23 protein-coding genes, 2 tRNA genes, 1 other RNA gene and 1 CRISPR repeat array (1 of these 27 only partly in view) are annotated in these 26,790 nt (G+C 61.8%); of the genes, 11 read left to right on the forward strand and 15 right to left on the reverse strand.

Annotated elements, in window-relative coordinates:
• Window positions 1–94: 94 nt before the first annotated feature.
• Window positions 95–1,831: a CYTH and CHAD domain-containing protein gene (locus tag CORTU0001_RS05860; protein WP_005328151.1), complete on the forward strand. Its 1,737-nt coding sequence runs from the start codon at window positions 95–97 to the stop codon at window positions 1,829–1,831.
• 58 nt (window positions 1,832–1,889) lie between these two features.
• On the opposite strand, the gene CORTU0001_RS05865 is transcribed toward CORTU0001_RS05860, so the two are convergent.
• Window positions 1,890–2,078, reverse strand: coding sequence for a hypothetical protein (locus CORTU0001_RS05865; RefSeq protein ID WP_005328153.1), 189 nt, complete (start codon window positions 2,076–2,078; stop codon window positions 1,890–1,892).
• 259 nt (window positions 2,079–2,337) lie between these two features.
• Here CORTU0001_RS05865 and CORTU0001_RS05870 point away from each other — a divergent pair, with 259 nt between their 5' ends.
• Entirely contained in the window at window positions 2,338–3,612 is a 1,275-nt protein-coding gene (locus CORTU0001_RS05870; RefSeq protein ID WP_005328155.1) for a galactokinase family protein, read from the forward strand.
• Window positions 3,613–3,624: 12 nt separating this feature from the next.
• Here the strand turns inward: CORTU0001_RS05870 and CORTU0001_RS05875 are convergent, their stop codons facing one another.
• The 5 genes from CORTU0001_RS05875 to CORTU0001_RS05890 all read right to left on the reverse strand — a co-directional run bounded on the left by CORTU0001_RS05875 (window position 3,625) and on the right by CORTU0001_RS05890 (window position 8,494).
• Complete coding sequence (locus CORTU0001_RS05875) at window positions 3,625–5,019, reverse strand: RNB domain-containing ribonuclease (RefSeq protein ID WP_034668316.1); 1,395 nt, start codon at window positions 5,017–5,019, stop codon at window positions 3,625–3,627.
• 25 nt (window positions 5,020–5,044) lie between these two features.
• Window positions 5,045–5,492, reverse strand: an RNA gene (gene rnpB, locus CORTU0001_RS11285) — RNase P RNA component class A.
• 15 nt (window positions 5,493–5,507) lie between these two features.
• Complete coding sequence (locus CORTU0001_RS05880; RefSeq protein ID WP_005328159.1) at window positions 5,508–6,638, reverse strand: bifunctional RNase H/acid phosphatase; 1,131 nt, start codon at window positions 6,636–6,638, stop codon at window positions 5,508–5,510.
• Window positions 6,638–7,354, reverse strand: a complete 717-nt coding sequence (locus CORTU0001_RS05885; protein ID WP_005324390.1) for a zinc ribbon domain-containing protein — start codon at window positions 7,352–7,354, stop codon at window positions 6,638–6,640. The genes CORTU0001_RS05880 and CORTU0001_RS05885 overlap by 1 nt, the downstream gene beginning before the upstream one ends.
• A complete protein-coding gene (locus CORTU0001_RS05890; protein WP_005328160.1) occupies window positions 7,355–8,494 on the reverse strand; it encodes a Nif3-like dinuclear metal center hexameric protein in 1,140 nt (379 codons plus the stop codon). It lies immediately after the preceding gene.
• A 95-nt stretch (window positions 8,495–8,589) separates the two neighbouring features.
• Between CORTU0001_RS05890 and CORTU0001_RS05895 the strand changes: the two genes are divergently transcribed.
• Window positions 8,590–9,081: a low molecular weight protein-tyrosine-phosphatase gene (locus CORTU0001_RS05895; protein WP_034668318.1), complete on the forward strand. Its 492-nt coding sequence runs from the start codon at window positions 8,590–8,592 to the stop codon at window positions 9,079–9,081.
• Between the two features lie 10 nt (window positions 9,082–9,091).
• Window positions 9,092–10,099, forward strand: coding sequence for an SURF1 family cytochrome oxidase biogenesis protein (locus tag CORTU0001_RS05900; protein ID WP_005328164.1), 1,008 nt, complete (start codon window positions 9,092–9,094; stop codon window positions 10,097–10,099).
• Window positions 10,100–10,300: 201 nt separating this feature from the next.
• Here the strand turns inward: CORTU0001_RS05900 and CORTU0001_RS05905 are convergent.
• A tRNA-Val gene (locus tag CORTU0001_RS05905) sits at window positions 10,301–10,373 on the reverse strand.
• A 68-nt stretch (window positions 10,374–10,441) separates the two neighbouring features.
• On the reverse strand, window positions 10,442–10,840 hold the full coding sequence (locus tag CORTU0001_RS05910; protein WP_005324380.1) for a DUF3052 domain-containing protein: 399 nt from the start codon (window positions 10,838–10,840) through the stop codon (window positions 10,442–10,444).
• Window positions 10,841–11,177: 337 nt separating this feature from the next.
• On the opposite strand from CORTU0001_RS05910, the gene aceE reads away from it, so the two are divergent.
• Window positions 11,178–13,925 (forward strand): pyruvate dehydrogenase (acetyl-transferring), homodimeric type, encoded by a 2,748-nt coding sequence (gene aceE / locus CORTU0001_RS05915; RefSeq protein WP_005328165.1) that lies wholly within the window; start codon window positions 11,178–11,180, stop codon window positions 13,923–13,925.
• 112 nt (window positions 13,926–14,037) lie between these two features.
• On the opposite strand, the gene CORTU0001_RS05920 is transcribed toward aceE, so the two are convergent.
• A complete protein-coding gene (locus CORTU0001_RS05920; RefSeq protein WP_005328167.1) occupies window positions 14,038–15,036 on the reverse strand; it encodes an alpha/beta fold hydrolase in 999 nt (332 codons plus the stop codon).
• Window positions 15,037–15,063: 27 nt separating this feature from the next.
• Between CORTU0001_RS05920 and CORTU0001_RS05925 the strand changes: the two genes are divergently transcribed.
• Window positions 15,064–15,357 (forward strand): acyl carrier protein, encoded by a 294-nt coding sequence (locus CORTU0001_RS05925; RefSeq protein ID WP_034668319.1) that lies wholly within the window; start codon window positions 15,064–15,066, stop codon window positions 15,355–15,357.
• Entirely contained in the window at window positions 15,354–16,139 is a 786-nt protein-coding gene (locus CORTU0001_RS05930) for an HAD-IIA family hydrolase (protein ID WP_005324369.1), read from the forward strand. Before CORTU0001_RS05925 ends, CORTU0001_RS05930 begins: the two co-directional genes overlap by 4 nt.
• Window positions 16,140–16,218: 79 nt before the next feature.
• On the opposite strand, the gene CORTU0001_RS05935 is transcribed toward CORTU0001_RS05930, so the two are convergent.
• Complete coding sequence (locus CORTU0001_RS05935; RefSeq protein ID WP_005328172.1) at window positions 16,219–16,629, reverse strand: hypothetical protein; 411 nt, start codon at window positions 16,627–16,629, stop codon at window positions 16,219–16,221.
• A gap of 475 nt (window positions 16,630–17,104) precedes the next feature.
• On the reverse strand, window positions 17,105–17,899 hold the full coding sequence (locus CORTU0001_RS05940) for a serine hydrolase domain-containing protein (protein WP_005328174.1): 795 nt from the start codon (window positions 17,897–17,899) through the stop codon (window positions 17,105–17,107).
• 403 nt (window positions 17,900–18,302) lie between these two features.
• Between CORTU0001_RS05940 and CORTU0001_RS05945 the strand changes: the two genes are divergently transcribed.
• On the forward strand, window positions 18,303–19,973 hold the full coding sequence (locus tag CORTU0001_RS05945; protein ID WP_005328176.1) for an alkaline phosphatase D family protein: 1,671 nt from the start codon (window positions 18,303–18,305) through the stop codon (window positions 19,971–19,973).
• A gap of 147 nt (window positions 19,974–20,120) precedes the next feature.
• Here the strand turns inward: CORTU0001_RS05945 and CORTU0001_RS05950 are convergent, their stop codons facing one another.
• Window positions 20,121–21,209 (reverse strand): alkene reductase, encoded by a 1,089-nt coding sequence (locus CORTU0001_RS05950; RefSeq protein WP_005328177.1) that lies wholly within the window; start codon window positions 21,207–21,209, stop codon window positions 20,121–20,123.
• Here CORTU0001_RS05950 and CORTU0001_RS11715 point away from each other — a divergent pair.
• Complete coding sequence (locus tag CORTU0001_RS11715; protein WP_157749118.1) at window positions 21,208–21,348, forward strand: hypothetical protein; 141 nt, start codon at window positions 21,208–21,210, stop codon at window positions 21,346–21,348. The two genes, CORTU0001_RS05950 and CORTU0001_RS11715, sit on opposite strands and share 2 nt — an antisense overlap.
• Here CORTU0001_RS11715 and CORTU0001_RS05955 read toward each other — a convergent pair.
• On the reverse strand, window positions 21,345–22,928 hold the full coding sequence (locus CORTU0001_RS05955; RefSeq protein WP_005328179.1) for a mechanosensitive ion channel family protein: 1,584 nt from the start codon (window positions 22,926–22,928) through the stop codon (window positions 21,345–21,347). The two genes, CORTU0001_RS11715 and CORTU0001_RS05955, sit on opposite strands and share 4 nt — an antisense overlap.
• Before the next feature lie 143 nt (window positions 22,929–23,071).
• Between CORTU0001_RS05955 and CORTU0001_RS05960 the strand changes: the two genes are divergently transcribed.
• The gene (locus CORTU0001_RS05960) at window positions 23,072–23,608 is read left to right on the forward strand and encodes a hypothetical protein (protein WP_234447274.1); all 537 of its coding nucleotides are present in this window, start codon (window positions 23,072–23,074) and stop codon (window positions 23,606–23,608) included.
• A 54-nt stretch (window positions 23,609–23,662) separates the two neighbouring features.
• On the opposite strand, the gene CORTU0001_RS05965 is transcribed toward CORTU0001_RS05960, so the two are convergent.
• Window positions 23,663–24,718 (reverse strand): trimeric intracellular cation channel family protein, encoded by a 1,056-nt coding sequence (locus CORTU0001_RS05965; RefSeq protein ID WP_005328187.1) that lies wholly within the window; start codon window positions 24,716–24,718, stop codon window positions 23,663–23,665.
• A gap of 108 nt (window positions 24,719–24,826) precedes the next feature.
• Window positions 24,827–24,900: transfer RNA gene (locus tag CORTU0001_RS05970), tRNA-Ile, on the reverse strand.
• Between the two features lie 132 nt (window positions 24,901–25,032).
• Between CORTU0001_RS05970 and CORTU0001_RS05975 the strand changes: the two genes are divergently transcribed.
• Window positions 25,033–25,938, forward strand: coding sequence for a DUF5067 domain-containing protein (locus CORTU0001_RS05975; protein ID WP_005328188.1), 906 nt, complete (start codon window positions 25,033–25,035; stop codon window positions 25,936–25,938).
• 106 nt (window positions 25,939–26,044) lie between these two features.
• A CRISPR array of direct repeats spans window positions 26,045–26,790; the repeat unit is 28 nt; unit sequence GGCTCATCCCCGCTTACGCGGGGAGCAC; it runs 746 nt beyond the window's last position.

Here is a 26,790-nt window from a genome sequence, read left to right on the forward strand (position 1 = left end):
AGCGAACGGGGGCGAGGAGTGGCACCGCATCGAGTGCTTAACGGGTAGGATCACCGGTGAGATTTATTTGGTCTAGAAAGTAAAAGGTACGTGAATGTCTACACAGTCTTTTCTCGAAGTTGAAGCGAAATTCTCCGTAGCCGAGTCCACTCAGCTCCCTGAACTGGCCCGCCTCGAGGGAGTTGACCACGTTGCAGACACGCGCCACCACGCGCTTTCTGCCATCTACTACGACACCGAAGACCTCCGCCTTACCCACGCAAAGGTCACACTCCGCCGCCGCACCGGTGGTAATGATGATGGCTGGCATATCAAGATTCCTAGCGAGGCTGGCCGCACTGAAATCCACGCCGAGCTGGGAGAACCTGTAGATGGCCGCTACGAAGTACCTGAGGAACTTCTCCACCAGGTTCGCTCCATTATCCGCCACAACGAACTCACCCCGATTGCGCAGGTAGACAACAAGCGCACCGAGATGGTCCTAGCGGATGCCGATAATAAGCCGGTAGCAGAATTCTGCGATGACCACGTCACCGCCTTTTCCTTCCTTCCAGGTGGCCAGCAGCAGTCGTGGCGCGAGTGGGAAGTAGAGCTCGCCGGTGAGCTTCCTGGCACTGAGGAAGGTACGCAATTCATTCGCCGTGCCACTTCCCTGCTTATCGGTGCCGGTGCGCGCGTTTCTTCCTCCCCGTCCAAGCTGAAGTCTGCTTTGGGCGATTCCTACGCCAATGCCCCGCTGCCTCCAGCCCTGGTATCGCCGGATGTGGACCCAGACTCCCCTGCCGCGGCCGTCATCACCGCACTCCAAGCCAACCGCGACAAGCTAGTTGATTATGACCCTCGCGTGCGCCGCGATGAGTGGGATTCGGTTCACCAGATGCGCGTAGCCACCCGCGAACTGCGCAGCCACCTGCAGACCTTCCATGGCATCGTTGTTGGCCCAGAAATCGACAAGATTGAAGCCGATCTCAAGGAGCTTGCCGGTATTTTGGGCGTTGCTCGCGATGCGGAGGTTGTGGAAGAGCGCTGGCAGAAGCTGCTGGAGTCCGAAGATTCTGACACCTTGGACGATTCCACCCGTGAGCACATTGCGCACGATATGGGCAACGCCTATCGCCGTGCGCACCGCCGCGTTATCGCAGCCCTGGATTCCGAGCGTTACCTCGAATTGCTGGAATCCCTGGACCGTCTTCTCGCTGATCCACCAACGGCCGATAAGCAACAGGATTCCGCCCCAGCAGCAAGTGAGGCGGAGCAGCCGGAGGAGCAATCCTCTGCGGAAGAGGACGCCGCTACTCCTACCAAATCCAGCGAGGACAGCGCACCTGCTGCAGACAAGGCCGAAAAGAAGCCAGAGAAAAAGAAGTCCAAGGATAAGTCCGCCGACATGGATACCGTGATGGCGCAGCACCTTGAAAAGGCTTATAACAAGCTGGTCAAGCGCCATAAGAAGGCCGTGGAGAACTGGGATAACCAGGAATTGTCTCTGCACGAGCGCGAGGATTATTTCCACGATATGCGCAAGGCAGCAAAGAAGCTGCGCTATGCAGCTGAAGCAGCTGGTTCTGCCACCAATCTCAAGACCAAGCGCCTCTACAAGGCCTGCAAGCAGATGCAGTCGGTGCTCGGTGACTTCCAGGATTCCGTGACCTCGCGAGATAAGCTGCTCGAGTTGGCAGAGTCCGCTCGCCGTCGTGGGGAAAATACCTTTGGCTACGGCCTGCTTTACCAGCGCGAGCGAACCATTGGCCTAAAGGCTCTTGACGATTACGCCGAGTCTTTCAAAGACATCAAGGCCGCGTTTAAGCCGCTGCGCAAGAAGCTAAAGTAGCCGCGCTCCTCGGGCAGGTGCCGGGAAGCACGGCTTAAAAGAGATGGCTGGGAGTTAGTTAATTCCAGTCATCTTCTTCGTCTGCGGCATCTGCCGCTTCATTGCGGGCTTGGGCGATTTCGATGGCGTTTTCTGCCTCTTCGCGGGTGTCATACGGGCCCATCCGGTTTTCCCAGCCAGAGGTCTTGCCCTGGCTGACTTCCTTGGTGGTGGGATCAAAGAACCACTTCTGGTCTGCATCGCTCATAAAACTATCCTCTCAGTCGTAGCACCAGCGGCACCGGCTAAGTGCCGCCGCTGATATGGTTTGTGCCCACACTACCCACGCTGTCCCATTGATGCCCGCTAGAATGTGGGGCAGCACAATTCTTTTATACGAATCCATGTCGTATTCCCCGCCACCGCGCACATTGGTGGCGGGCGTTCGTTGCTTTAAACGCACCGCCGCGTGTGTGGGGCAACGAAGACTACTGGTCCCAGAACCTGGAAAAGGAGCTTTAGCACCCATGCCACTGTGGTCAACGCCTGCAGAGCCCGTAGCCGAGCGCGCCGCCCAAGCACATACCGAACTCACAGGCAGCGCTCCAACGCATACCGCTAGCGCGCCGGCGACGTGGTCCCTCATTGGTGAACATATTGATCACTTCGGTGGCATTGTCGCCATGTGCGTGGGCAAGTTGCGCGCTGCAGCGTCGGTAAGCCCGCGCACCGATGGCGTGGTGGCCGTACATTTCCACCCAGCTCAGGGTGAGCCTGCCCATGACTCGATTAGCCTGCAGGCGCTGGCAGAGCTAGCAACGGCGCAACAGCCCACCACGGATGCGGAAGGCCAGCCTGTTATTCCGCCGGCACCACAAGGTGGGTTGGCGGCCCGCGTGGGAGGCATTGTCCACACGATGATTAATCGTCAGTTGCTCTCCCGGGAGACGGCCGGTGCGGATATCACCATCGCCTCCGATATTCCGGAAGGTACGGGTTTGGGTGCGGATGCCGCGGCGGACGTCGCGGTGGCGCTCGCACTCATGGGCGCAGATGCGGACCTCGATGCGCCGTTGAGGGCCCGGGTCGCGGATGTCTGCACCCAGGCCGTTTCTACCTTCGCAGCGCGGCCGCCGCTGCGCGCACGCCACAGCGCTGCGCTGCGCAGCACTGGTGAGGGCGTGTGCATCATGGACTACGCCGATGGTTCTGTCACCCACGCCCCGCATGTGGTGGGCCGCGAGATGTCCGCCTTTGCGGTGGCAGTGCCGGAAGATTTCTCCGCGCAGGAGGAAACGGCCATCGCCGATATCCGCCAGCGCCAGCGCTTTATCGATGATGCCTGCCACTCCTTTGGCACCGATTCGCTGCGCTTGCTTCCCGACGCCCAACAGCGCGTCCTCGACTGGCTCAAGGCCGTGCACAAGGTCTACGGCGAGGAAGGCCGCCCAAGCATCAGCGCCGCCACGGAGTGGATGGCCTTTTATGAGGAAGAGACTGAGCGCGTAGAAAAGTTTGCGCGCTGCCTGCGCTCACACCGCGGCGCGGAGCTCTTCCCTATCCTGTTGCAGTCGCAGTCTTCCTTGGCCAATATCTACGGCTTGGATTCGGCAGAAAAACTCGCCGAATTGGTCACGGTTCGCGGTGCCGTAGCGGGTCGATCGGCGCATGCCGGTACCTCGAACGCGGTCATCGCTTATGTGCCAGCGAAAAGCGCGCACAATTTCGCAGCTGACTTGGCTGAAGATGGCCTGCTCGTCGTCGAGCTGCAGCCAGGCGAGGCCGCCCGCGGCGAAGGTTAGGAGCCTTGCCGGCTAGTCGGCCGGCCACGCAAAGAGAACCTCGCGCGAATCGGTATCCGACGTCACCAGCGAGACAGTGGTCTCACTGCCGGTTTCCGGTGCGCCCACGCATTGGGCGAAGACGGGTGGCTCCGGTATGAAAATCCGTGCCTTCTCCCGCTTCGCATCGCCGCGGACCACGGTGGCTGAGAAATTGGTCCCGAGCCAAGGTCGCAACACGGTGGCCTCAGTCAGGTTCAGGCAGGCCTTATCCACTTGGGAGGCGAGCTGCGAGGTCGAACGCATCGCCCCGATGACCTCCGTAGCGCTGCCTGTCACCCACTCGGGAACCTCATAACCGCCGCATAGTGCTAGGCATACTTCCGTGGCGAACCTATCGGAAAGGCGCCGCAGCGGCGCGGTGACGTGGGCATAGTAGCCACCAATACCGGCATGTACCTGCGCCTCCTGCTCGCCTAGCCAGGCATAGTCGGCGCCCCTCAGCAGGCTCTGGGCCTCGCGCATGACGGCCATGCCGCGCGGGGAATCGGCGTCGACGGTGAGGAGGAATTGGGGAATGGGGGCGTCGCCAAGCGCAAAGCCTAGGGCCTGCGCCTCGGCGCGAAATTGGCGCTCGTGCTCCGGCTCGGCCGCGGGCAGGGTGCGCAAGAAGCCCACGCCAGCTTCCTGCATGAGGCGCCCAGCGCACATGCCGGCGAGCAGCGAAATTTCGGAGTTAAAGTCCATGACCTCATAGCGCGGCTCGATGATGAGCTCAAAGGTACCGTCCTCATTTTCCACCACGCGCTGGGAGGGCAGGCGCAAGGAAATGGCCTGGCGGCGCAGGGAGGATTCCTGGCGCAGCCGGCCGACCACCGGCAGCAGCGCGATGGATGGGTGGAGGTTGCCGGCCGCGAGGTCCGCATGCGCGCCCTCATAATCCAGGCGGGCCTGGGAGTAAATCAGCGCGCGCTCGACGTGGAAGGACTCCACCTCACCGTTGCCATCCAAGTCAAAGGTCCACAACACGGCCGGCTTATCGGTGCCAGGCAGCAGCGAGGCTCGGTCCTCGGAAAGCTCCGGTGGGTGCAGGCGCGCGGGTTCATCGGGAAGATAAATGGTCTGGCCGCGGCGGAAGGATTCGCGCTCTAACTCGCTGCCGGGCTCGATGAAAGCAGCAACGTCCGCGATAGCATAAAAGACGCGGTAGCCGCCCTCGCGTTCTTCGATGTAGACCGCCTGATCCAAGTCCATGGAGCCGGCGGGATCCAGGGTCACGAAGGGAATTTCGCGGGCGTCGCGGCGCGAGTCGGCGTATCGGTCCTGCGCGCGGGCGGCCTGGGCAGTGACCTCGGCCGGAAAATCGGTGGCCACCGAAAATTCTGTGGCAATGGCGCGGAAATCGAGCGGGGCGGCATAGAGCTTCATGCCCACCACCATAAACGTAGTAGGGCGAATGAGTCGGCCTATAAGCCGGATTCTGTCTAACCGCGGCACTCCCTGAGAAGTACCGCGCGGTGAACATCCATCTAGACCAACCGTTGCCAGTTGGTTCCAGCAGCTACCTTCAGGCTCGAGCGAGCAGCCTTAAAACGCCTGATCGGGCCCCGCAACGTGGCGGGGCCGTGATGCCTTGCTCCCGGTGGGGTTTGCCCAGCCACCGCCATCGCTGACGGTGCTGGTGCGCTCTTAACGCACCGTTTCACCCTTACCTTGTGGCTCCAACTTGGCCGAAACCAAGTGGAGGTACAAGGCGGTCTACTTTCTGTTGCACTTGCCCGCGGGTTTCCCCGGGTTGCCGTTAGCAACCACCGTGCTCTGTGGAGTCCGGACTTTCCTCGGCGCCCACGCGGCAGCACGTGGCTGCCCGTTTGAAGCGACGCGATCACCCGGCCGGCTCATTCGCGTTCCTTATTCTAGCGCAGGCCCGCCAGGTGGCCCACATCGTTAAATCCGTGCACCATAGAGCCGCCTTCCCAAAATTCCACCCGCGAAATGGCAGCCAGGTCTAAGAAGAGGTGCCCAAAGGTGGCTGGGCCGGCATCTAGCGCCTGGCGGATGAAGGACTTAATTGGGTTGACGTGGCTGACCACCAGCACGGTCTTTCCTGCGAAGCGCTCTTGGAGCTCCTTGCGGGTGGTGCGCACGCGGCGGTTGACCGCCTGCAGCGATTCACCGCCCGGACAGGCGACGCTCGCATCGTGCAGCCATTCGTCGTGAAGTTCCGGATCGCGCTGGTGGGCCTCGGCCGCGGTCTTGCCTTCCCACGCACCGAAGTCCACCTCGATGAGGCCGTCGACGGTCTCTACCTCGATATCGCGGCCATTGGCCACGGCCGCCGCGGTCTCTTGGCAGCGGCGCAGGGGCGAGCAGACGATGGCGTCAAAGTCGGCGTCGGCAAGCGCCTGCGCAGCGGCGAGCGCCTGCTTTTGGCCAAGCTCCGTAAGCCCCGGATTGGCGCGGCCGGAGTACTGCTTGGCGGCCGACATCTCCGTCTGCCCGTGGCGAAGCAAGATAAAGCGGGTGGTAGGTCCACGGTCCCCCAGCCAATCGGTGGGGTGCGGCGCGGTGGTGTCCTGCTCCCCGGCCGGTGCTGGCTCGGAGTCTTCCTCGCCGGCCACGATGCCTTCCGGGTGCCCGGCGGCCGCGGCATCCATGGCGTCATTGGACAGGGCGTCTGCCACCTTGTTCTTGGCGCGCGGCACCCAGTCCAGGCTGAAAGAAGAAAAGCCGTTGATGTATTCGCGGGCGCGCAGGGCCAGCTTCTGCATATCGGGGTGCTTGATCTTCCAGCGGCCGTTGATTTGTTCCACTACCAGCTTGGAGTCCATGTGGAATTCCACCTCGGTAGCGCCCATCTCGGTGGCGGCTTCAAGGCCGCGCAGCAGGCCGTTGTACTCAGCGACGTTATTAGTGGACTTGGTACCTACCACGTAGACAATTTCGCGCAGGATGCGCTGCCCGCTGCCGTCATAGATAACGGTGCCGGAACCGGCTACTCCGGGGTTGCCGCGGGAGCCGCCATCGGCGTAGATGATGACCTTCATTAGACCAGGCGCACCAGGTAGGAGCCGCAATCGCCGCACTGCGGCAGCTCATCGGCCGGGGCATTGCGCACGGCGTTTTGCTCGGCCGGCGGCAAGACAATGAAGCAGCCGCCGCAGGCGCGATTGGCCTTGAACTGGGCGGCACCTACGCCATTTTCCTCGCGCTGGGTATCGTACTCGCTGAGCACTCCAGCGGGCAGCTGATCGCGCAGCTCGCCGATGCGCACGGCCGGATCCTCTTGATTGGCGGCCGCTTCCTTAGCCGCCTCGGCCGCACGGCGCAGCTTTTCCAGTTTGCGTTCGGAATCAGAAACGCGCGCACCGTGGACGTCCAGATTGGAACGCAGCGCGTGCACCTCGTTATGCGCCTCCTGCAGCTCGCTCATGAGGTCTGCGATGCGGGACTTGGCGGCGTAGAGATCGTGCTCCAGATCCTTGCGGGTTTCTGGGTCTACTGCGGCGCCGAGCTGGCGCTTATCATCGCGCTCGCGCTGGCGCAGCTTGCGCTCATCGGCCTGGATACGCAGGATTTCGGTCTCCATGTCATCGACGGCCATCTGCGCAGAACCGGAGGCATCGAGCAGGCGCTTGTGCTCCTCCTTGGCCTTGTCATATTCGGCTTGTTCCGGGATTTCCTTCTCAGCGCCATGGCCCTGCGAGCGTTCCAGGTTGGCCAGCTCCAGCAGTACCGGCTGTAGTTCTTGCGATAGTTTCACTTATGACTCCTTTGGGTGCGCAGAGATAGTCCACGGGTCGGTGCGCAGGCTAATAATTTCCGTATCCAGTTCTAAAGCATCCTCTACGATATCGCGCGCCTGGGCCGTCCACGGAAATTCGCTGGCCCAGTGGGCGGTATCGATGACGGCCGGGCCGCCGGCGCGCAGGTGCTCATCCACCGGGTGGTGGCGCAGATCCGAGGTAACGTACACGTCCACGCCTAGCTTCGCGGCCGCGGAGAGGAAGGAATCTCCCGAACCGGAAGACACGGCCACCGTGCGCACCTTCTGGTCCGGATCGCCGGCGGCGCGGATACCCCAGGCGGTCTCCGGCAGGGCGTTGGCCACCTGCTGGGTGAACTCACGCAGGGTCATCTCCTGCGGCAGCTCTCCCACACGCCCCAGGCCGAGCGCCTTGTCCAGATCCTGGTGGCCGGCGGTTTCCGTGATGTCATAGGCCGGCACCTCATACGGGTGGGCGGCGTGCAGGGCCTTCAACAAGGAGGAGCGAAGTGCGGCCGGGGCGACGAACTCGACGCGGATTTCCTCGCCGCGGTGCAGCGCGCCGATCTCGCCCTCGGTGGGGTCAGCGCCCTCCTCCGGCCGGAATTGGCCCGTGCCGGCGATATCGAAGGAGCAGTGGGAGTAGGCACCGATGTGGCCCGCGCCGGCGTCGAAAAGCGCCTGCTTTACCTCCTCAACCGTGGCGACCGGCACGTGCACGCCCCACTTATCCACGCCCTGCGGCTCCGGCACGATGGGCCGGCCGGGGTTGATGCCTACCAGCTCCGCGAGCTTGTCGTTGACGCCCGGCCGCGCTTTATCCGCGTTGGTGTGGGCCGCAAAGAGGGCAACGCCATTGCTGACCAGCGTGTGCACTACCTTGCCCTTGGGCGTATCGGCCGCCACGGACTCCACCCCGCGCAGCAACAACGGGTGGTGAACCACGAGCATGTCCGCGCCGAGCTCCACCGCGCGCTCGGCCACCGCTTGGGTGCAGTCCAAAGCGAAAGCCACCCGCTTTACCTCCGCGGCCGGATCCCCGCAGATAAGCCCCACGGCATCCCACGTTTCCGCCAGGTGCGGCGGGTAGGCCTCATCGAGTACGCGGCGGACATCGCCCACGCTCACAGCGGACATGGAGGTGCTCCTTTATGCTCGTTTCATGGAATAGTTACTACTGCTATATCCTATCTTCCGCACCACAGTACTATTCGCGCGAAGGGGTTTTCCGCATGACCGAGACCGATACCCGCTCCGGCCTTTACCTCGTTTTTGTTTGCACCGGAAATATCTGCCGCTCCCCCATGGCAGAAATCATCGTGCGCGATGAAATGGAAAAGGAGATGCTCGACCTCGTCGCCACCGTAGATTCCTGCGGCCTGGGCGGCTGGCATGTGGGCCAGGGCGCGGACGAACGCGCAGTTGCCGAACTGCGCCGCGGCGGCCACGATGGCGGTTCCCACCGCGCGTCCAAGCTAGGGGCAGAGCATATGGATGCTGATCTCTTCATCGCCATGGACAAAGGCCACCGCGAGGCCCTCATTGAGCACGGCATCGACCCGGCCAAGATTCGCTTGATGCGCAGCTTCGATCCCAACTCCCCGGAGGACGCGGACGTGGCAGACCCCTATTACGGTTCCGCAGCGGATTTTGAAACCACACGCAAGAATATCGAGGCCGCCGTGCCTGGCCTGCTGGATTGGATTCGCGCTAACCGCGACTAGACTAGGCCCCATGCTAAAGACGTTCCTTAAGCCGGGTTGGGTTCTACTGCTGCTGTTCGTCGTGGCTTTTTCCTACCTTGCTTTTACCGTCCTTGCCCCGTGGCAGCTGGGCAAGGACGATGACATTGTGGAACGCAACGAGCTCATCACCCACGCCTATGAGGCCGATCCCCAGCCGGTGGAAGACCTCGTGGATGATAACGGCGCCATCAAGGACGATGAGTGGTCCCGTGCCACCCTGCACGGCCGATACCTGCCGCAGGACGAGGTGCTGCTGCGCCTGCGCCCGGTCGATTCCGGTCCGTCCTACCAATCTCTGGTTCCCTTCCGCACCGATTCTGGCCTGACCATCTTGGTCAACCGCGGCTGGGTCAAGGCCGGCGAGGCCAACGCCGTGCCGGATATCCCTGATGCTCCCTCGGGCGAGACCACTCTCACCGGCATGATCCGCGCCGACGAGGCCGAGCACCAGTCCGCCCCCATTAAGCGGGAGGGCTACCAGCAGGTCTACTCCATCCATACGGAGCAGATTGCCTCGCTTATCGACGCCCCCTTGGCCCACGACTACATCCAACTCTCCGCCGACCAGCCCGGCGTGCTCAACCCCATGCCTATCCCGCAGCTCGACCGCGGCAACCACCTCTCCTACGGCTACCAGTGGATTGCCTTCGGCATCATGGCCCCGCTGGGCTTGGGCTACTTCGTGTGGTCCGAAATCCGTGAGCGCCGCCGCCTGCGCGAGGAGGAAGAGGCCCTCGCCGCCCTCGACGCCGATGCCTCTACCCCATCCGAGCCCGCCGACGCCTCCGTTGCAGGCTCCGCGCCCGTAGAAACCCCGTCCCCTGCGACCACCCAGCGCGACGCCCACGCGGCCACTGACGACGCCACCGATACCGCCACGGCCGTTCCCGCCGCGTCCTCCTCGCACGCCGCTAGCCGCCGCAATCGCTCGCGCTACGGCGACTCCAAACCAGATCACTACGCCAAGCTGAACAAGCGCCGCCGCGAGCGCTACTAGGGCCCCGGCCTGCCTAGGCCACCTAGCCCGCGTTGCCTGAACATCCGCCTAGGCCCCAAGGAATAGCCACGTTAATGCGTAATGCCCTCTCCTCTTGGGGCATAACGTGGCCACAAGTTGGCTCTCGAGGCCTTACCGCCTAAGCCCACCAACGCAAAAAGACCGCTTCCCGGAACCGAATCCGGGAGGCGGTCTGTCTTGTGCGGCCTGAGGGGATCGAACCCCCGACCTATTGGGTGTAAACCAATTGCTCTTCCAGCTGAGCTAAAGCCGCATGCGCTCTTGCGCTGTTAGAAACAGTAGCGCAGGTTGCTAAAGCAACACAAATCGGCAGGTAAAGCCCTACTTCTTGGTGTAGCCGCGCTGCACCAAGCACGAGCCTTGCCACTCCCCTAGGCGCTCCGCCTTGGTCTGCACCAGGCCTGCCAGCTGAGCGGACTCAGAGATGAGCCCAGGCTCGACGGTTCCCGGCTTGCCGGCGCCCGGAGTAAGCAGCCAGACTGCGCCGTTATCGGCCAGCGGGCGGCTCGCATCCACCAGTCCATCCACAAGGTCGCCATCTTCTTCGCGCCACCAAAGAAGGACTACATCGCACAGCTCGTCATTTTCTTCTTCCAAGAAGTCGTCGCCGAGCACGGCCTCGATCGATTCAGAGATTGCGGTATCGCAATCCTCGTCCCAACCAAGCTCCAGGGCGATCTGCCCTTCCTTGATTCCGAGCTTGACTGCAGCGTCAGCCACTATGCATTTCCTTCCTAATTTAGTGAATGTCTGGTCCGCGTATCGCCCGCATCCTGCGGGTAAATCGCGGCTTAATAGAAGTATTTTAACGCCCACCGGCCCCTTTTACCCGCCTAAGGGCCGCAATTCCCCCATTTTGCAGGCCCTGCCGCCAGCGCAGCTGGCTCCACAGAGTTAGCAAACTACCCTCTTTTACCCCACCGAAATTTACAAAGATACTGGTTATGGCGATGTAACGTACCGCACGTCCCCTTAAGTCGGACTTCACAACGACTGTGGATCTGTGAGCGCGTATCCTAGTAAGCAAACTGTGCAGACCCTTAAATAGGAGGTTTAAATGGCCGAGAAGGACGCCCACCAGGGCGACTCCAACTTCCCCCTCATCCGCGACGGCGTTGCATCGTATCTTCACGATAATGATCCAGAAGAGACCCGCGAGTGGATGGACTCCCTCGATGGTCTGCTGGACCACTCCGATCCGGAGCGCGCCCGCTACCTGATGCTGCGCCTGCTCGAGCGCGCCACTGCGAAGCGTGTTGAGATGCCATCGTTGACGTCTACGGACTTCGTCAACACCATCCCCACCACCATGGAGCCGGAATTCCCGGGTGATGAGGAGCTGGAAAAGCGCTACCGCCGCTGGATCCGCTGGAACGCAGCCATCATGGTGCACCGCGCACAGCGCCCGGGCATTGGTGTGGGCGGCCACATCTCCACCTACGCAGGCGCTGCCCCGCTGTATGAGGTCGGCCTGAACCACTTCTTCAAGGGCAAGGACGATCCTTCGGGCGGCGACCAGGTCTTCTTCCAGGGCCACGCTTCCCCAGGCATGTATGCGCGCGCATACATGGAAGGCCGCCTGACCGAAAAGGATCTGGATAGCTTCCGCCAAGAGGTCTCCCGCGGTGAGGGAGAGGGCCTGCCGTCCTACCCGCACCCGCGCCTGATGCCATGGTTCTGGGAATTCCCCACCGTGTCCATGGGCTTGGGCCCGATTAACGCTATCTACCAGGCACGCTTTAATAAGTACCTGGAGACCCGCGGCATCAAGGACACCTCCAACCAGCACGTCTGGGCTTTCTTGGGCGATGGCGAGATGGACGAGCCAGAATCCCGCGGTCTGCTGCAGATCGCATCCCTCTACGAGCTGGATAACCTCACCTTCGTGGTCAACTGCAACCTGCAGCGCCTCGACGGCCCGGTTCGCGGCAATACCCAGATCATCCAGGAGCTGGAGTCCTTCTTCCGCGGCGCCGGCTGGGAGGTCATCAAGGTCATTTGGGGCCGCGGCTGGGATAAGCTGCTGGAAAAGGACACCGAGGGTGCCCTGGTCAACGTCATGAACACCACCTCCGATGGTGACTACCAGACCTTCAAGGCCAACGATGGCGCCTATGTACGTGAGCACTTCTTCGGCCGCGATGAGCGCACGGCCAAGCTGGTAGAGGACATGTCCGATGATGAGATTTGGGCACTGCGCCGCGGCGGCCACGATTACCGCAAGGTCTACGCCGCCTACGCTCGCGCGCTGGAGAACAAGGGCACCGGCAAGCCAACCGTCATCCTGGCGCACACCATTAAGGGCTACGGCTTGGGCCACAACTTCGAGGGCCGCAACGCCACCCACCAGATGAAGAAGCTGACCCTGGATGACCTGAAGCGCTTCCGCGATAAGCAGGAGATTCCGTTCTCCGATGCGGAGCTGGAAAAGGATCCATACCTGCCGCCGTACTACCACCCGGGCAAGGATTCCCCGGAGATCAAGTACATGCTGGAGCGTCGTAAAGAGCTCGGCGGCTTCCTGCCGGAGCGCCGTGAGGACTTCACCCCGCTCGAGGCGCCGGCGCTGGATAAGCTGCGCTCCGTGCGTAAGGGTTCCGGCAAGCAGGAAGTAGCTACCACCATGGCCCTGGTGCGCACCTTTAAGGAGATCATGCGCAACAAGGAGCTGGGCAAGCGCGTTGTGCCGATCATTCCGGACGAGGCCCGCACCTTTGGTATGGACTCCTGGTTCCCCACCATGAAGATTTGGAACCCGCGCGGCCAGAACTACGTCCCGGTTGACCATGACCTGATGCTTTCCTACCGCGAGGCCACCGACGGCCAGATCATGCACGAGGGAATTTCTGAGGCCGGCGCCGCTGCCTCCTTCACCGCGGCAGCTACGTCCTACGCCACCCAGGGCGAGGCCATGATTCCGCTGTACATCTTCTACTCGATGTTCGGTTTCCAGCGCACCGGCGATGCCTTCTGGGCGGCCGGTGACCAGATGGGCCGCGGCTTCATTATCGGCGCTACCGCCGGCCGCACCACCCTGACCGGTGAGGGCCTGCAGCACATGGACGGCCACTCCCCGGTCTTGGCCGCTACCAACCCGGCCGTGGTTTCTTATGACCCGGCCTTCGGCTACGAGGTTGCGCACCTGGTCACCCGCGGCATTGAGCGCATGTACGGCAAGGACAACGAGGCCATCATGTACTACCTCACCGTCTACAACGAGCCGGTGCACCAGCCTGCCGAGCCGGAGGACTTGGACGTGGAGGGCCTGCACAAGGGCATCTACCACTACAACACCGCTGAGGGCGGCTCCATTGCCGCCAATATCTTGGCTTCCGGCGTGGGCGTGCACGAGGCGCTGCGCGCGCAGCAGCTGCTTGCCGACGACTTCGATGTCAAGGCCTCCATCTTCTCCGTCACCTCCTGGAACGAGCTGGCCCGCGACGGTGCCCGCCGCAACAAGGAGGCCCTGCGCAAGGGCGAGGAGCCGACCGAGGCATTTGCTACCTCCCAGCTCAAGGGCTACGAGGGTCCGTTCGTTGGCGTCTCTGACTTCACCACCGAGCTGCAGGAGCAGATCCGTCCGTACGTCCCAGGTACCTACATCACCTTGGGTGCGGATGGCTTCGGCTTCTCCGATACTCGCGAGGGCGCACGCCGCTACTTCAACATCGATGCCGAGTCCATCGTCGTCGCCGTACTCGATGGCCTGGCTCGCGAGGGCAAGATTGAGCGCTCCGTTGTGGAGAAGGCAGCCAAGGATCTCAAGCTGGATGATCCGACCGCTACCACCCACATCGAGGACTAATCCCCGCATTGGTGCGGGCTAGCCCCCGCGCCACGCGCAAATAAAAGGCGCCGCCGGCTTTACCGCCGCGGCGCCTTTTTCGTGCCTCGAGAGGCTCCTTCGAGAAGCCTGCCTACACCGCGTCGAGAACGCGGCCGAGCGCCGCGGAGATGGCTTCAGGGTCTTCGAGAATCACCATATGTCCGGAGCCTTCTACCGTCTGCAGGCTCGCGGCGGGCCAATTCTCACAGAGCACTTCGGATTGCGAACGCGGGGTGACGATATCGGCGGTGCCCACCACTACCTCACCGTGGAGTTTGGCCAGTCGTTCTGCGGCACCATACTCGGCGTGATCCAAAAGGTCGTCGAAGAAACCGGAGTAGGAGGCCAAGGGGGTATCGAGAAGCATGGCAACGTGGAATTGCAGCTTCTCCATCTGGGGAAAGCCGGCTAGGGTCACGGCAAAAAGCGGGGCAATAAAGCGGGCAGCTTCGAAGCGGGCACTATCGACGCGGCCAGGTAGGCGCAGGCACAGGCGGTAGAGCGCGTGCAGGGACTTGGACTGCAAGATCTGGGCCACGCCCTTGGCCGCAAAGCGGCGCATAGAGGTAGAAATCAGCAGAGCGCCCTTGATGCGCTCATAAACCTCGGCCGGCGCACGACGGATGAGGTTCAAGGCAACCATGCCGCCCAGGGAATGGCCCACGATGACCAGATTGCCGTGGGGAGCACGCTCGCGGATGACGGCTAGGACGTCGTCGGCAGCCGCGTCAATGGTGCACTCTTCTGGGGCGACCGTGGAGGATTGCCCATGCCCACGCAGGTCCACCAACAGTGCGCGCGCGTTGCGGCCGCGCAGGTAATTGGCCTGGTCATAATAGGCCTCTGAAGACAGGCAATAGCCGTGAATGAAGACCACCGTCACTGGGGCGTCCTCTTGGCCAACTTCGTACCAGGCGATGTCTAAGCCATCGTGGTCCACGGTGCCGGACGCGCTGATGTGGGTAAGCCCCGGCTCGGTAGAGGGATCATGCAATCCGCCATAGAGCTTTTCCAGCTCGGCGCGGTGTGAGGGGCGCAGGCGCTTGAGCCAACTACGCGCCACAACGGAAGAACGTTTTCTCAATGCCATAACGGGATCAATACTAGACTGGTGGGCATGGCAAACGACCTCAGTGCCCAATTGCAGGCAAAGTTTAATGCGAGTGCGCCGGACAAGGAGCCGGAGCGCGATACTCTCGGCCAGCTCATCGCACTCATCCACAAGGTCACCGGGATCGAGGAAGACTTGGGCCGCGAGACCCGCCTGAAGGATATCGGCGTGGAGTCGCTCGATCTGGTGGAGCTTACCGTTCGCGCGGAAGAGGCTTTCCAGGTGCGTTTTTCTGAGGAGACGATGCTCAACAGCGAAACCATCGGCGATATCGCCGAGTATGTGGAGGATCACCAATGATTTCTTACCTATCAGACATGGACGGCGTACTCATCAAAGAAGGTGAGATGATCCCTGGTGCCGATAAATTTATCCAGGCACTCAAAGACAATGACATCGAGTACATGGTGCTCACCAATAACTCCATGTCTACCCCGCGGGACCTATCTGCACGCCTGCGTAATACCGGCCTGGATATCCCTGCAGAGCGCATCTGGACCTCCGCTACCGCTACCGCGAACTTTCTTTCCAGCCAGGTAAGCTCCAGCAAGGCCTACGTAGTGGGCGAATCCGGCCTGACCACCGCCATGCACGAGGCGGGCTGGATCCTCACCAACGATGACCCGGACTTCGTTGTACTTGGCGAGACCCGCACTTACTCCTTTGAGGCGATTACCACCGCCATTAACCTCATCCGCGATGGTGCGCGTTTTATTGCCACCAACCCGGATGTCACCGGCCCCGCCCCCACGGGCGTACTTCCAGCTACCGGCGCCGTAGCTGCGCTCATTACCGCCGCCACCAACCGCGAGCCTTATTACGTGGGCAAGCCAAATCCGGTCATGATGCGTTCGGCGCTGAATAATATCGGCGCCCACTCGGAGGAGACGATCATGATTGGTGACCGCATGGATACCGATGTGAAGGCGGGCCTTGAGGCCGGTATGCGCACGGTACTGGTACGTTCCGGCATTTCCGATGACCACGAGATTTCCCGCTACCCGTACCGCCCGTCGGCCGTGCTGAAATCCGTGGCAGAGCTGCCAGACAGGATCCTGGATCCTTTCGCAGAGGCGGAATAGTCCATAGCCGAGCGCACCACCCGGCGGCAGAAGCAAAGGGGTTGGCCAGCAGCAGCTGGTCCAACCCCTTTCGTGCCTTCTACGGCAGGCGCACGGCAGCACTAAAGCCGTGGCGCTGCGCGAGGTAGCGCACGACGCAATCAAGCGCGTCCAGCTCCTCGCGGGTGCCGGTAAGCACCTGGTGACAGCCGATACCGCTGCCTGCGTTGGCGCAGGCGTTGCCGCCTTGGGCAAGCGCCGCTACGGAAAGCCCATCCCGGAACCAACGAGTGCACCACTGAGCGGTCAGTGGGTCATCGCCCGGAATGATAAATTCCGACTCGGTACGGATGCACCGATCCATGGCGTGTTCAATCTCCGAGCGCAGCGTGCGCGGCATCCCGGAAATCTTGAGCACACCGGTGACCACGGTGGCGCCGCCGTTGACGGAGGGCCACGTGGAGGTGGAGGCCGGCTGTTCAACCGGCGCAGGGTTAACGCACGTATTCATAGCCGATTCTCCCTCGACATAGATCACCACCGCACGAGGCCTGCCGGCCCGGCGCGATGCAAGACGAGCTTCGTCTTCCCCAACGAACTGTCTGATGCGTCTGCTCACAATTTTCCTGCGTCACACCCCTCCCTACAACCCTCAACTTTCACTTCAACCCCCATTCGCTAAACCTCAACCCTAGGTACAGACTGGGGCCAAAGTTGCAGGTGAAACCAATGTTACAAATGTGAAATTTGGAGTTTGCTGAGAAAATTCTGCCCCTTCTTGACGGAAGGAAACAGAAGCCCTGCTCACGCACGAGAACGCGCAACTAGAATCTCACGCAACCGCCGCCCGTGCGCTCGCGCCGGTCTCCTGCGCCGGATGGCCCCTTCTCGCACGAAATTCCCCGACTTCTCCCCGCCCCGCGGGGGAGCCTTCCACCGCACCACTTCCCCCAGTGGAAGGCGCTCGCTCCACCAAAGCGGGCAGATTACAAAGAGTTCCAGATGGCGGTATTCGTATCGTGCCAGAGCGGCTTGCACCATTCGCCAAAGTCGCGGTTTGTGAGCGCGACCATGGCATAGTCGCCGGCGACCCAGAGGTAGGTGCCGGACATGCCGAAGTGACCGACGGCGTCGGCAGGCAGGGCGCCCATCCAGTGATCTTTGTCGCCGTGGATTTCAAAGCCTAGGCCCCAGGTGCAGTCTTTGAAGCTGCCGTAGCCCGGAACAATGCCGCGCAACCCGTCGAAATGCACGCGGCGCATGTCGGCCACGGTGGATGGGTGCAAAAGCTGTGGGTCCTGGACTTCCGTAGCAAAGGCCGCGAGGTCCTCCACTGTGGAGACCAAACCGTGGCCGGCCGAGCCTTCGAGCCGGGTGGACTCCATGCCCAGCGGGGCCAATATGCCTTCACGCAGGTACTCGGCAAAGTCCATGCCCGTGGCTTCGGCCACGGTATCCGCGGCCCACTCATAACCGGCCGAGGAGTAGATGCGGCGCTCGCCCACCGGCTTTTGCGACTCCCGGGAATCAAAGGAAATCCCAGAGGCATGCGCAAGCAGGTGCTCGAGCGTGGAGCCTTCCGGGCCGGCTGGCTGCTCAAGCTCCACGGCGCCTTCTTCCACGGCCAGCATCACGCCGTAGGCTGCGACCAGCTTGGTTACCGATGCCACCGGAAACTCGCGGGCGGTATCCCCCACCGTTTCTTGCACCTCGCCGCGGTGCAGCAAGGCTCCGGCCACCGTATCCGCGGGCCACTGGCTAATTTGGCTAAATTCACTCATACTCACCAGCCTACTGAGCCTCATTCGGAAGCACTGGACCGCTGTGGGCGCGCCTTTTTGAGCCGGTCGCCCCTTAGGCCTACTGGGCCCGCGTACGCCTTGGGTTCACGAATCCCACATACCTTAGGTCTACAGGGCCCCGCACACCTTAGGTCCAAGGTGATCGGGCCGATCTGAGCGAATGGACCCCTCAATTCAGCCCTAAAGGCCTCAAATCAGCCCGATCAAACTGGACCTAAGCCACCGAAGCCGGCGAAAGACCCCTCGAAACCGCCCAACCGCCAGACGCGTCAGTCCCACAGGAGGCCGCCCAAGTAAACCATCGGTTAAAACAACAAGAACATTTTATGGAATCGGACAGGAAACGGTTGCACACCCACTAGACATGAGAAAACTTTCAACCATGTCTAATAATTCTAAGAACACGGGCAGCGCAGTTAACCGCCGCCGCTTCCTGCAATCCACCGGTACCGCCGGTGCCGCCATCGCTCTGTCCGGTGCAGCCGCCAATGCCCAAAGCAGCCTCTCGCCGCGCGTGGAGCAGCACATGGTGGAGCCCAAGCTGGGCGAGCGACCCTTCCTCCACGGTGTGGCCTCGGGTGACCCGATTCCGGATTCGGTCATCTTGTGGACCCGCGTGACCCCGGATGCCGATGCCATGCCGGGATCCGGACTAGGCGAGGCCACCCGGGTGGAGTGGGAAATTGCCAAGGATGAGGGGTTTGGGGACGTCGTCAAGCGGGGCGAAGTGACCACCGACGCCGGCCAGGATCACACCGTGCACGTGGATCCGCATGGCCTAGAGCCGGAGACCGTGTACTTCTTCCGTTTTAAGGCGCAGGATAAATACTCGCCCGTCGGCCGCACCAAGACCGCCCCGGCGCTGAGCGCCTCCCCAGAGGAGCTCACCTTCGGCGTGGCTAGCTGCGCTAACTGGGAGTCCGGTTTCTTCAATGCCTATGGCGATATTGCCCAGCGCGGCCGCGCGGACCAGCTGGATTACATGATTTTCTTGGGCGACTATATCTACGAGTATCCGCAGCGCGAATACGCCGGCTATGGCCCGGTGCGCCTGCACCACCCGGCGCACGAGATTATCTCGCTGGAGGATTACCGCATCCGCTTCGGCCGCTACCGCACCGATGAGAACCTGCAGGCCGCACACGGCGCGCTGCCATGGGTTGTGGTGTGGGATGACCACGAGGTGGCCAACGATAACTGGCGCGAGGGCGCGGAGAACCACACCGAGGGCGAGGAGGGCGCCTTCCTAGACCGCCGCAAGGCCGCGATGCAGGCCTACTTCGAATGGATGCCGGTGCGCGCGACCAACCCATCCGAGCAGGGCCACCTCTACCGCAGCCTGACCTTCGGCGATCTGGTGGAGCTAACCATGATGGATCTGCGCACCTACCGCGATGAGCAGGTGCGCTTTGGCCCGCGCAAGATGGCTGCAGAGGGCCGCACGATGCTTGGCTCTGAGCAGTACAACTGGCTGCTCAATAAGATTGAGACCTCTTCTGCCAAGTGGAATATGCTGGGCAATTCCGTCATGTTCTCCCCCATGAACCTGGCTACCCTGCAACAAGATGACAAGACCAAGCCGGTTTCTTCCTCGCTGTCCTCCAATATCACCGGCATTCCGGTCAACGGCGACCAGTGGGATGGTTACTCGGCGGAGCGCCGCTTGCTTATCGACGCCCTCTCAAAGCACGACTCCCACACCCTCTTTGTCACCGGCGATATCCACTCCGAGTGGGCGCACAATATCAGCAAGGATGGCCGCATCTTCGGCGCCGAGATGGTCTGCGCCTCCGTGTCTGCGCCCAACGTGAACGAGCAGTTGAAGCTGCCGGAGGGCAATGAACTGTCCAAGCTGGCCGAGCGCTACTTGATGGGCGCCAACCCGCACACCCGCCACGTGGATTTGGACCACCACGGCTACAGCTTTGTCACCGTGCGCCCGGATTCGGCGGAAATGCACTGGTTGCGCGTAGATAACCTGCTCACCGCCAAGTCCCCGGTGCGCGAGGCCGTGACCATGACCTGGCGCCCGGGTGAGGGCTACAGCAAATAGTTGTAAGTTCTGTCACATGACAGGTACTCGATGTTAACGAACGAGTAGTACACCTTCGATAGAGATAGTGAAAGACCCTCTCTGGGGAATTTCACTACCTATCACTCGCCCGCCTTTCGGGCCCCCTTTGGTGCCGCGGATTCTTCCCTAGTCCGCGGCATACTCATAGTCGATGTAGCCGCGCTCGCCGCCCAGGTAGAACGTATCCTGGTCCGGCTCGTTAAGCTCAAGGCCCTCGCGCCAGCGGCGCACCAGGTCCGGGTTGGCGATGAGCTCGCGGCCTACTACTGCGGCATCCACGTAATCCAGCTCGATTTCGCGCTGGGCATCCTCCTTGGAGGTCATCGTGGGGAAGCCATCATTCATGAGCACCTTGGTCACGCCGTTTGCGCGTGCCTTCTGTGCCAGCGTGGCGATGAGCTCGCTTTCCGGCTCACTGTGTAGCAGGGACACATAAGCCAGGTTCAGCGGTGCCAGGGCATCGAGCAGGCCGCCGTAGGTGGCCAGCATATCTTCCTGATCGTCTTCAATTACACCCTGGACATTGTGTGCCGGGGAGAAACGCACGCCCACGCGGTCGGCACCGATTTCCTCCGCCACGGCGCGAATGACCATCTCTGGCAGGCGCCAGCGATTTTCCGGGCTGCCGCCAAATTCATCTTCGCGCTTATTGGCAGACGGCGCCATGAACTCGTGCAGCAGGTAGCCGTTGGCGCCGTGGATCTCCACGCCGTCGACACCAGCATCAATAGCCCGGCGCGCGCCCTGGCGGAATTCGTCCACGATGCGCGGCAGCTCTTCCGTCTTCAGCTCGCGCGGGACCGGCGCATCCATCTTGCCAGCGAAGCCACGCACGGTTCCGCCCCAGTCAAAGGCGCTCGGCGCCTCCGGGTTCGCACCGTCAATCAGGTCCGGGTGGCTGGTGCGGCCGCCGTGCATGATCTGCATGAACAGGGTGCCGCCTTCCTCGTGCACGCGGTCTGCGACGGCGCGCCAGCCTTCTGCCTGCTCGTCGGTCGCAATGCCCGCCTGGCCCGGGAATGCGCGGTTGGTCCACGCCGGGAAGGTTCCCTCCGTAACCACCAGACCAGCCGTGGCGCGCTGCGAGTAGTACTTCTGGTGCAGCTCGGTAGGTACACCGCTTTCGCCTGCACGCTGGCGGGTTAGTGCCGCCATGGTGACGCGGTTATCTAGCTTGAATCGGCCAAGTTCCAGTGGTTCGAAAAGTGAAGTCATGCCCAGTGCAACACGCAGCCGGGCTGCACTATTTCACCATTGCCAAAAGGATAATGACACCAGCGTGTATGCCAGCTTTACCTCGCCCAATAATGAGCGCTGGACGGACCGACTTACTGTAGAAGGCCAGCCCTACTAGCGCGGCTCTGCCGGGATCTCTTGGCCGGTGCTACCGGCGGTTCCGGACGCTTGGGTGCCGTCGCCGGCATCACTTCCGGCAGTGGGCGCAGTGCCGGCCCCGTTGCCGGAATCGGTCCCGCCGTTGGCGGCGCTCGGGGCGGGCGAGGCATTGCCCGTGGCGCCAGTTTCCTGGCCCCGGCCGCCGGCAGGCGAATCGGTAGCGCCAGCGCCATTAGAGCCTTGCGGGTTGGCGGTCTCCGTGGGAGCAGTGCTGTCCTCCGTCGGCTCGTACTGCGTACCGGTCTCGGTGGATTCGGGGGTGGGGTTGGTGGAGGGGGCGTCGGAAAGCTGCGAGGAAGAGGCCGCCGCGCCGCTATCGCGCCAGTGCTCGGGCGAAAGCCAGCCCGCATCGCCGTTTTCGGGATTGCTTGAGGCCAGGGCCAGGGCGCCGACGACGAGCAGAGCCAGGATGAGGCCCGTGGTAGAGGCGCGGACACGGCCGCCAATGGTGGCGATCTTCTGGAACTTGGTATTGGTCTCCAGCGCGCGCCAGATGCCTTGGGTGGGCTCAGGCTCTTGGTCCTCCTCATCCGGTAGCGCGGGCTTTCCAGGTCCGTCGCTATCTGGGCCATCCGCCTCGGGCGACGGGTGTTTCGGCTGGGAATCGGGGCGCGAGCCCTCCCCTGCCGCGGAGGCATCCTTAACGGATTCTTGGGCCGCGGCATTGTCACCCACCGGAAGAAGCGGGCGCTGGATTTCGTCCAAGTCAGTCACGTTGTAGTGATCCCAGAACTCGGAAAGCAGTGCGGAGCGAATGGCACGCTCCACCGCCCACTGGCGGGCGGGGTTTACGGTAACCAACACGCGGTAGGTCACGTGCCACGACTGTCCGGCGGCCTGCGGGGCAACCAACTGGGTGGCCGGCAGCACCTCGAGCTCGCCATTGACATCCACGGCGATGGACGGTTCCTGGATGGCTTGCTCGGAAATCGTGCACACCCGGCGCGTGATTTCTGGCAGGGTCTCGCCTTCTTGCACCGGCACGTCAAAGTTGACCACGGCGCGCGACCACTCCTGGGAGTAGTTGGTGACCGCACCGGCCGAGCTATTGGGCACGGTCACCAGCTCGCCGGTGGGCGTGCGCACCTTGGTGGTGCGCAGGGTCAGCATCACCACGGTGCCTTCCACGTCGGTCACGCCATCGAAGCTGACGTAATCGCCCACGCCAAATTGCTTTTCCGAAAGGATGAAGAAGCCGGAGAGAAAGTCCGCAATGATGGACTGGGCGCCAAAGCCCACGGCGGCCGAGACTATCGTCGCCGGCACCGCAGCGCCCACCGCTGGCACGCCGAGATTAGTCAGCGCGGCCCAGATGATGAGGAAGTACGCCGCTGCCTGCACGATGTAGACCAGCGCACCGGTCAGCGCCAGGCGCGCCTTGGTGGCTTCTTCGTCCTCATCGAGGCGGCGCTCCATAATGCGGATGGCCAGCCTGCCGATGCGCGGGATCAAAATGCCTATCAGCAATAGCGCGATAAGCGGCAAGCCATGGTCAACAAAAAGGCTCCACAGCTCGTAGAAGTAATACTTCAGATTCATGCCCCTAGAGTAGGCCGCCTGCCTGAAAACTGGATGCCAGTTGACTGCCAGCAACCGTGCAAACGCCGCCTCTTCCGGCGCGCACCCCCTATGCCCTGCGCAAACTCCTGCGAGCTCGGCCGGGCTTGGCTACTCTGTGGGGCATGAAGAAATCATTCCTTATCCCCTTCTTTTCCCTCGCCCTCTTTACCACCGGCTGCGGCGGCAGCGATGACACCGCCACCACCATCTCCACGGTGAAGGAAACCGTCACGGAGACCGCCTCCGAAACCAGCACCACCGAAACAAGCACCGAGGAATCGACCACGGAAGAAACCACGACAGAAACTCCGCAGGAGCGCGAGCCACGCACGGAAACTCCGGAGCCGGCAACGAATAACCAGCAGCAGGCCAACACCGCGGGATACCAGTGCGCGGACGGCACCTGGGTGGAGTTTGCCGGGCTGTGCAAGGAATCCAATAATCAGCCGCCGGTCCAGCCGGCGCCGCAGCAACAGGCACCGCAGCAGGGCCAAGCCAATAACGGCGGCCCGAGCGCGGATTGCCCGGCCTACCTGTGCGGCTATGGCAATGACGCCAACGGCAACCGGAATAAAAGCTCCGGAGAAATCCAGACCCAACATGGCTGCGAACAGGGCTACATCACGGATCCGCAGGTCTGCGGTGCGGTGGGGCGCTAAGCCGTTTCCCGCGAGGCCTCCGCGAACTAGGCCGCCGCGCCCGAACCCACAGACCTAGTCGCGAGAGTTATAACGCTTCATGAGGCGGTCAATGAGCTCATCGGTAAGCTTGTCATCTTCCAAAATGGTATCCAGCAGGCGCTGGGATTCCTCGTGGGAGGCCTGCTCTTCCGCCTCATAGGAGTCACCGCTTAGGTCCACGCCAAAGTCGGTGTTCTCGGCCTCGGTGGCCTGGACGCTGAGCTGATCGACGTCCGATTCAAACGACTCCATAAACTCGCTGGCCTCCGCGGCCGCTTCCTTGCGCCGCTTGCCGGAGCGCACTTCCTTTTCAATACGGCGCTGCAGTGCGGCCTCCATCTGGCGGTGGCGCCACGAGCGCACGCGGTGCGGCTCCAAGCGGCGGCCCACCGCACGGCTCTTATTCTCGGCCTTCTTGGCCAGCACCTTTACCTGCGCCGCGGTGTCATTAAGTGGCGCCCATTCCTGGTAGGCCGGCACGCGCCAGCCGGCCCAAATGCCCAGCAGCGCCAAGAAGATGGAGACCAGCGGTCCGATGATCATGCCCACGGCCATCATGTCATAGTGGTGGCCCACCAAGACGATGATTGCGCAGGCCACGGCTGGGATGACCGTCGGCTGGTTATCGCCAAAGACGCTAGGCTCGCGCCCCATGACGATGTCACGAATCATGGATCCGCCGGTGGCGGTAAACACGCCCATCATGATGCACGGGATAAGCGGCAGCCCATAGGTAATTGCCTTAACTGCGCCGGTGGCGGCCCAGAGGCCGGACACGACGGCGTCGCCATGCGCTTGAAGATAATCCCAGGTCTTGCCCTTGAAGTAGACAAAGCGGGCAATGAGCGCGCCGGCAAAAGCCAGGTAGAGGTACTCCGGCTGGCTCATGGCCGCCACGGTGCCGCGGTTGATGAGGACGTCGCGCACCATGCCGCCACCCAGGGAAGAAAACATCGCGATGAAGAAAAAGCCGATGATGTCATAGCCGCGCTTGCGCGCCATGGTGCCGCCGATGATTCCCATCAGCAGCACGCCGCTGATATCGGACCAGCGGTAGAGAGATTCAATGAGCGGATCCACTTCAACCATATGGCTATTAGACTTCACCGCCCGCCACCGCGCAATTAGCACACCCATATGCGCAGCCAGGCACCACAGAAGGCGCCGGCCTTGCTTGCCGACGCCTCCCTCTCACCGTGGGGCCACCGGGGCTCGAACCCGGGACCAACGGATTATGAGTCCGTAGCTCTAACCGACTGAGCTATAGCCCCACGCGGATCACACACCACTAAGGCGAAGTTCCGCTCTCAAAAGAGTAGCCAATGCGGGGCTAAAGACCAATTTGCCCCCACAAGTCTTGGCACTTTTGTTCGCTTCATACCCCCAGAGGGTAAAAGTGATTTATGCGCAAAGTATTCTCTTCTCTCATTCTCATCTCTGCACTTACGCTCACCGCATGCTCAGATAGCAGCGACAGCACACCGCAGTCGAAGGACTCCAAGGACTCGCGATCCGATACACAAAATGATTCAAAGTCCATCATCGGTACTTGGAAGCAAGACGACAGCGCTAGTGAGGATGGCTGGATGGAAGCCAGCGTTACCGATGACGTCATTACCGTGGAATGGGTTTTAGATAACGGTGACAATCGCATGATTTATTGGATTGGTTCCTTTGATGCCCAAGGCGCGGCAGCCGGTGAAACTATTACTTCTGATCGCGATGTTGTTGCCACTGACTCGGAGTGGATGGCTACCTCTGCAGAGAAAAAGGACTTCAAATTTGAGGACGGCTCCCTGACTTTCAAGGTTGCCATCGATGACGAAGAATTTACCACTCACATGAAGAAGCTAAAGGATGATCCAACGACTGTAAATGAGCTAAAAAGCACCGACTTCAGCCAAACCTTTAGCGATGGAGTCCTCGATGTTCCAGCCGCCAAGATTGAGATTACTAATCACCGTCTACTAAAACCGGGTGAACCAGGCAACGAAGCGAGTGAAAAGCCTATTCTCGTTTTTGAGTACAACATCACCAACAAGACGAACGAAAACTTAACGGCCTCTGACTTTGTCTCCTATTTCACCGCGGTTCAGGACAATGATCCTAATAAGGTGAACGAACTCAACGTCGGTGCTTACTTCGATCCTGAAATTTCCGATGAGCAGCTTGAGCAGATCAAAGAGGGCGGGACAGTGCCTGGTGCAGTAGCTTACGAACTCGATGACCTGACCACTCCGGTAGAGCTCATTGCTTCTGGAGCCTTTAGCCAAGACGAAATCGGACGCCAAACATTCGACCTTGATTAGTCTCTAGGCTCGAAAAGCGAGGCCCCGAACCTGTGACTCCACAGGGAAAATTCCCCGCTTACCTGGGGAGCACAGTGGGTGGGCATTCCGCTTGAATCCAGTCAAGGGGCCATCCCAGCTTACGCGGGGAGCACAGTTCACTCGTGATTTTGGGCTCGTCATCAATCGGCTCATCCCCGCTTACGCGGAGAGCACGGTTGAGCAAGATTAAGACCGCTGCGGGTGGTGGGCTCATCCCCGCTTACGTGGGGAGCACGAGTTCGAGTGGACGGCCGTAGGCACCCCGAACGGCTCATCCCCGCTTACGCGGGGAGCACGCCACGGAGGAGGCAGCCTGAAACTCAGTCAGGGGCTCATCCCCGCTTACACGGGGAGCACGGCTGGACGGCGCGCGGCCTGTAGTGGGTGCGGGGCTCATCCCCGCTTACGCGGGGAGCACACAACTTCACGGTTGCCAGCGTCCACCCACACGGGCTCATCCCCGCTTACGCGGGGAGCACGTCAGTTCTACTAAATATGTCCGCTTTAGTGGGGGCTCATCCCCGCTTACGCGGGGAGCACGGCTGGCAACGGCGCGGTTTCCGGTAGTGCAAGGGCTCATCGCCGCTTACGCGGGGAGCACCTCGCCCCGCATATCAAACAACATAGTGTTTCCGGCTCATCCCCGCTTACGCGGGGAGCACTTCAGTAGCCACAGCAGCGCATACACGGGGTGGGGCTCATCCCCGCTTACGCGGGGAGCACTACGTCCCCCTACTCGATGCCACCAGCATCGACGGCTCATCCCCGCTTACGCGGGGAGCACAGGCCGCTTTCGTCGTCGAGTTTGTCGGCTCGGGGCTCATCCCCGCT

Origin of the sequence: Corynebacterium tuberculostearicum SK141 (assembly GCF_000175635.1) — a bacterium.
Taxonomy (GTDB): Bacteria; Actinomycetota; Actinomycetes; order Mycobacteriales; family Mycobacteriaceae; genus Corynebacterium; species Corynebacterium tuberculostearicum_C.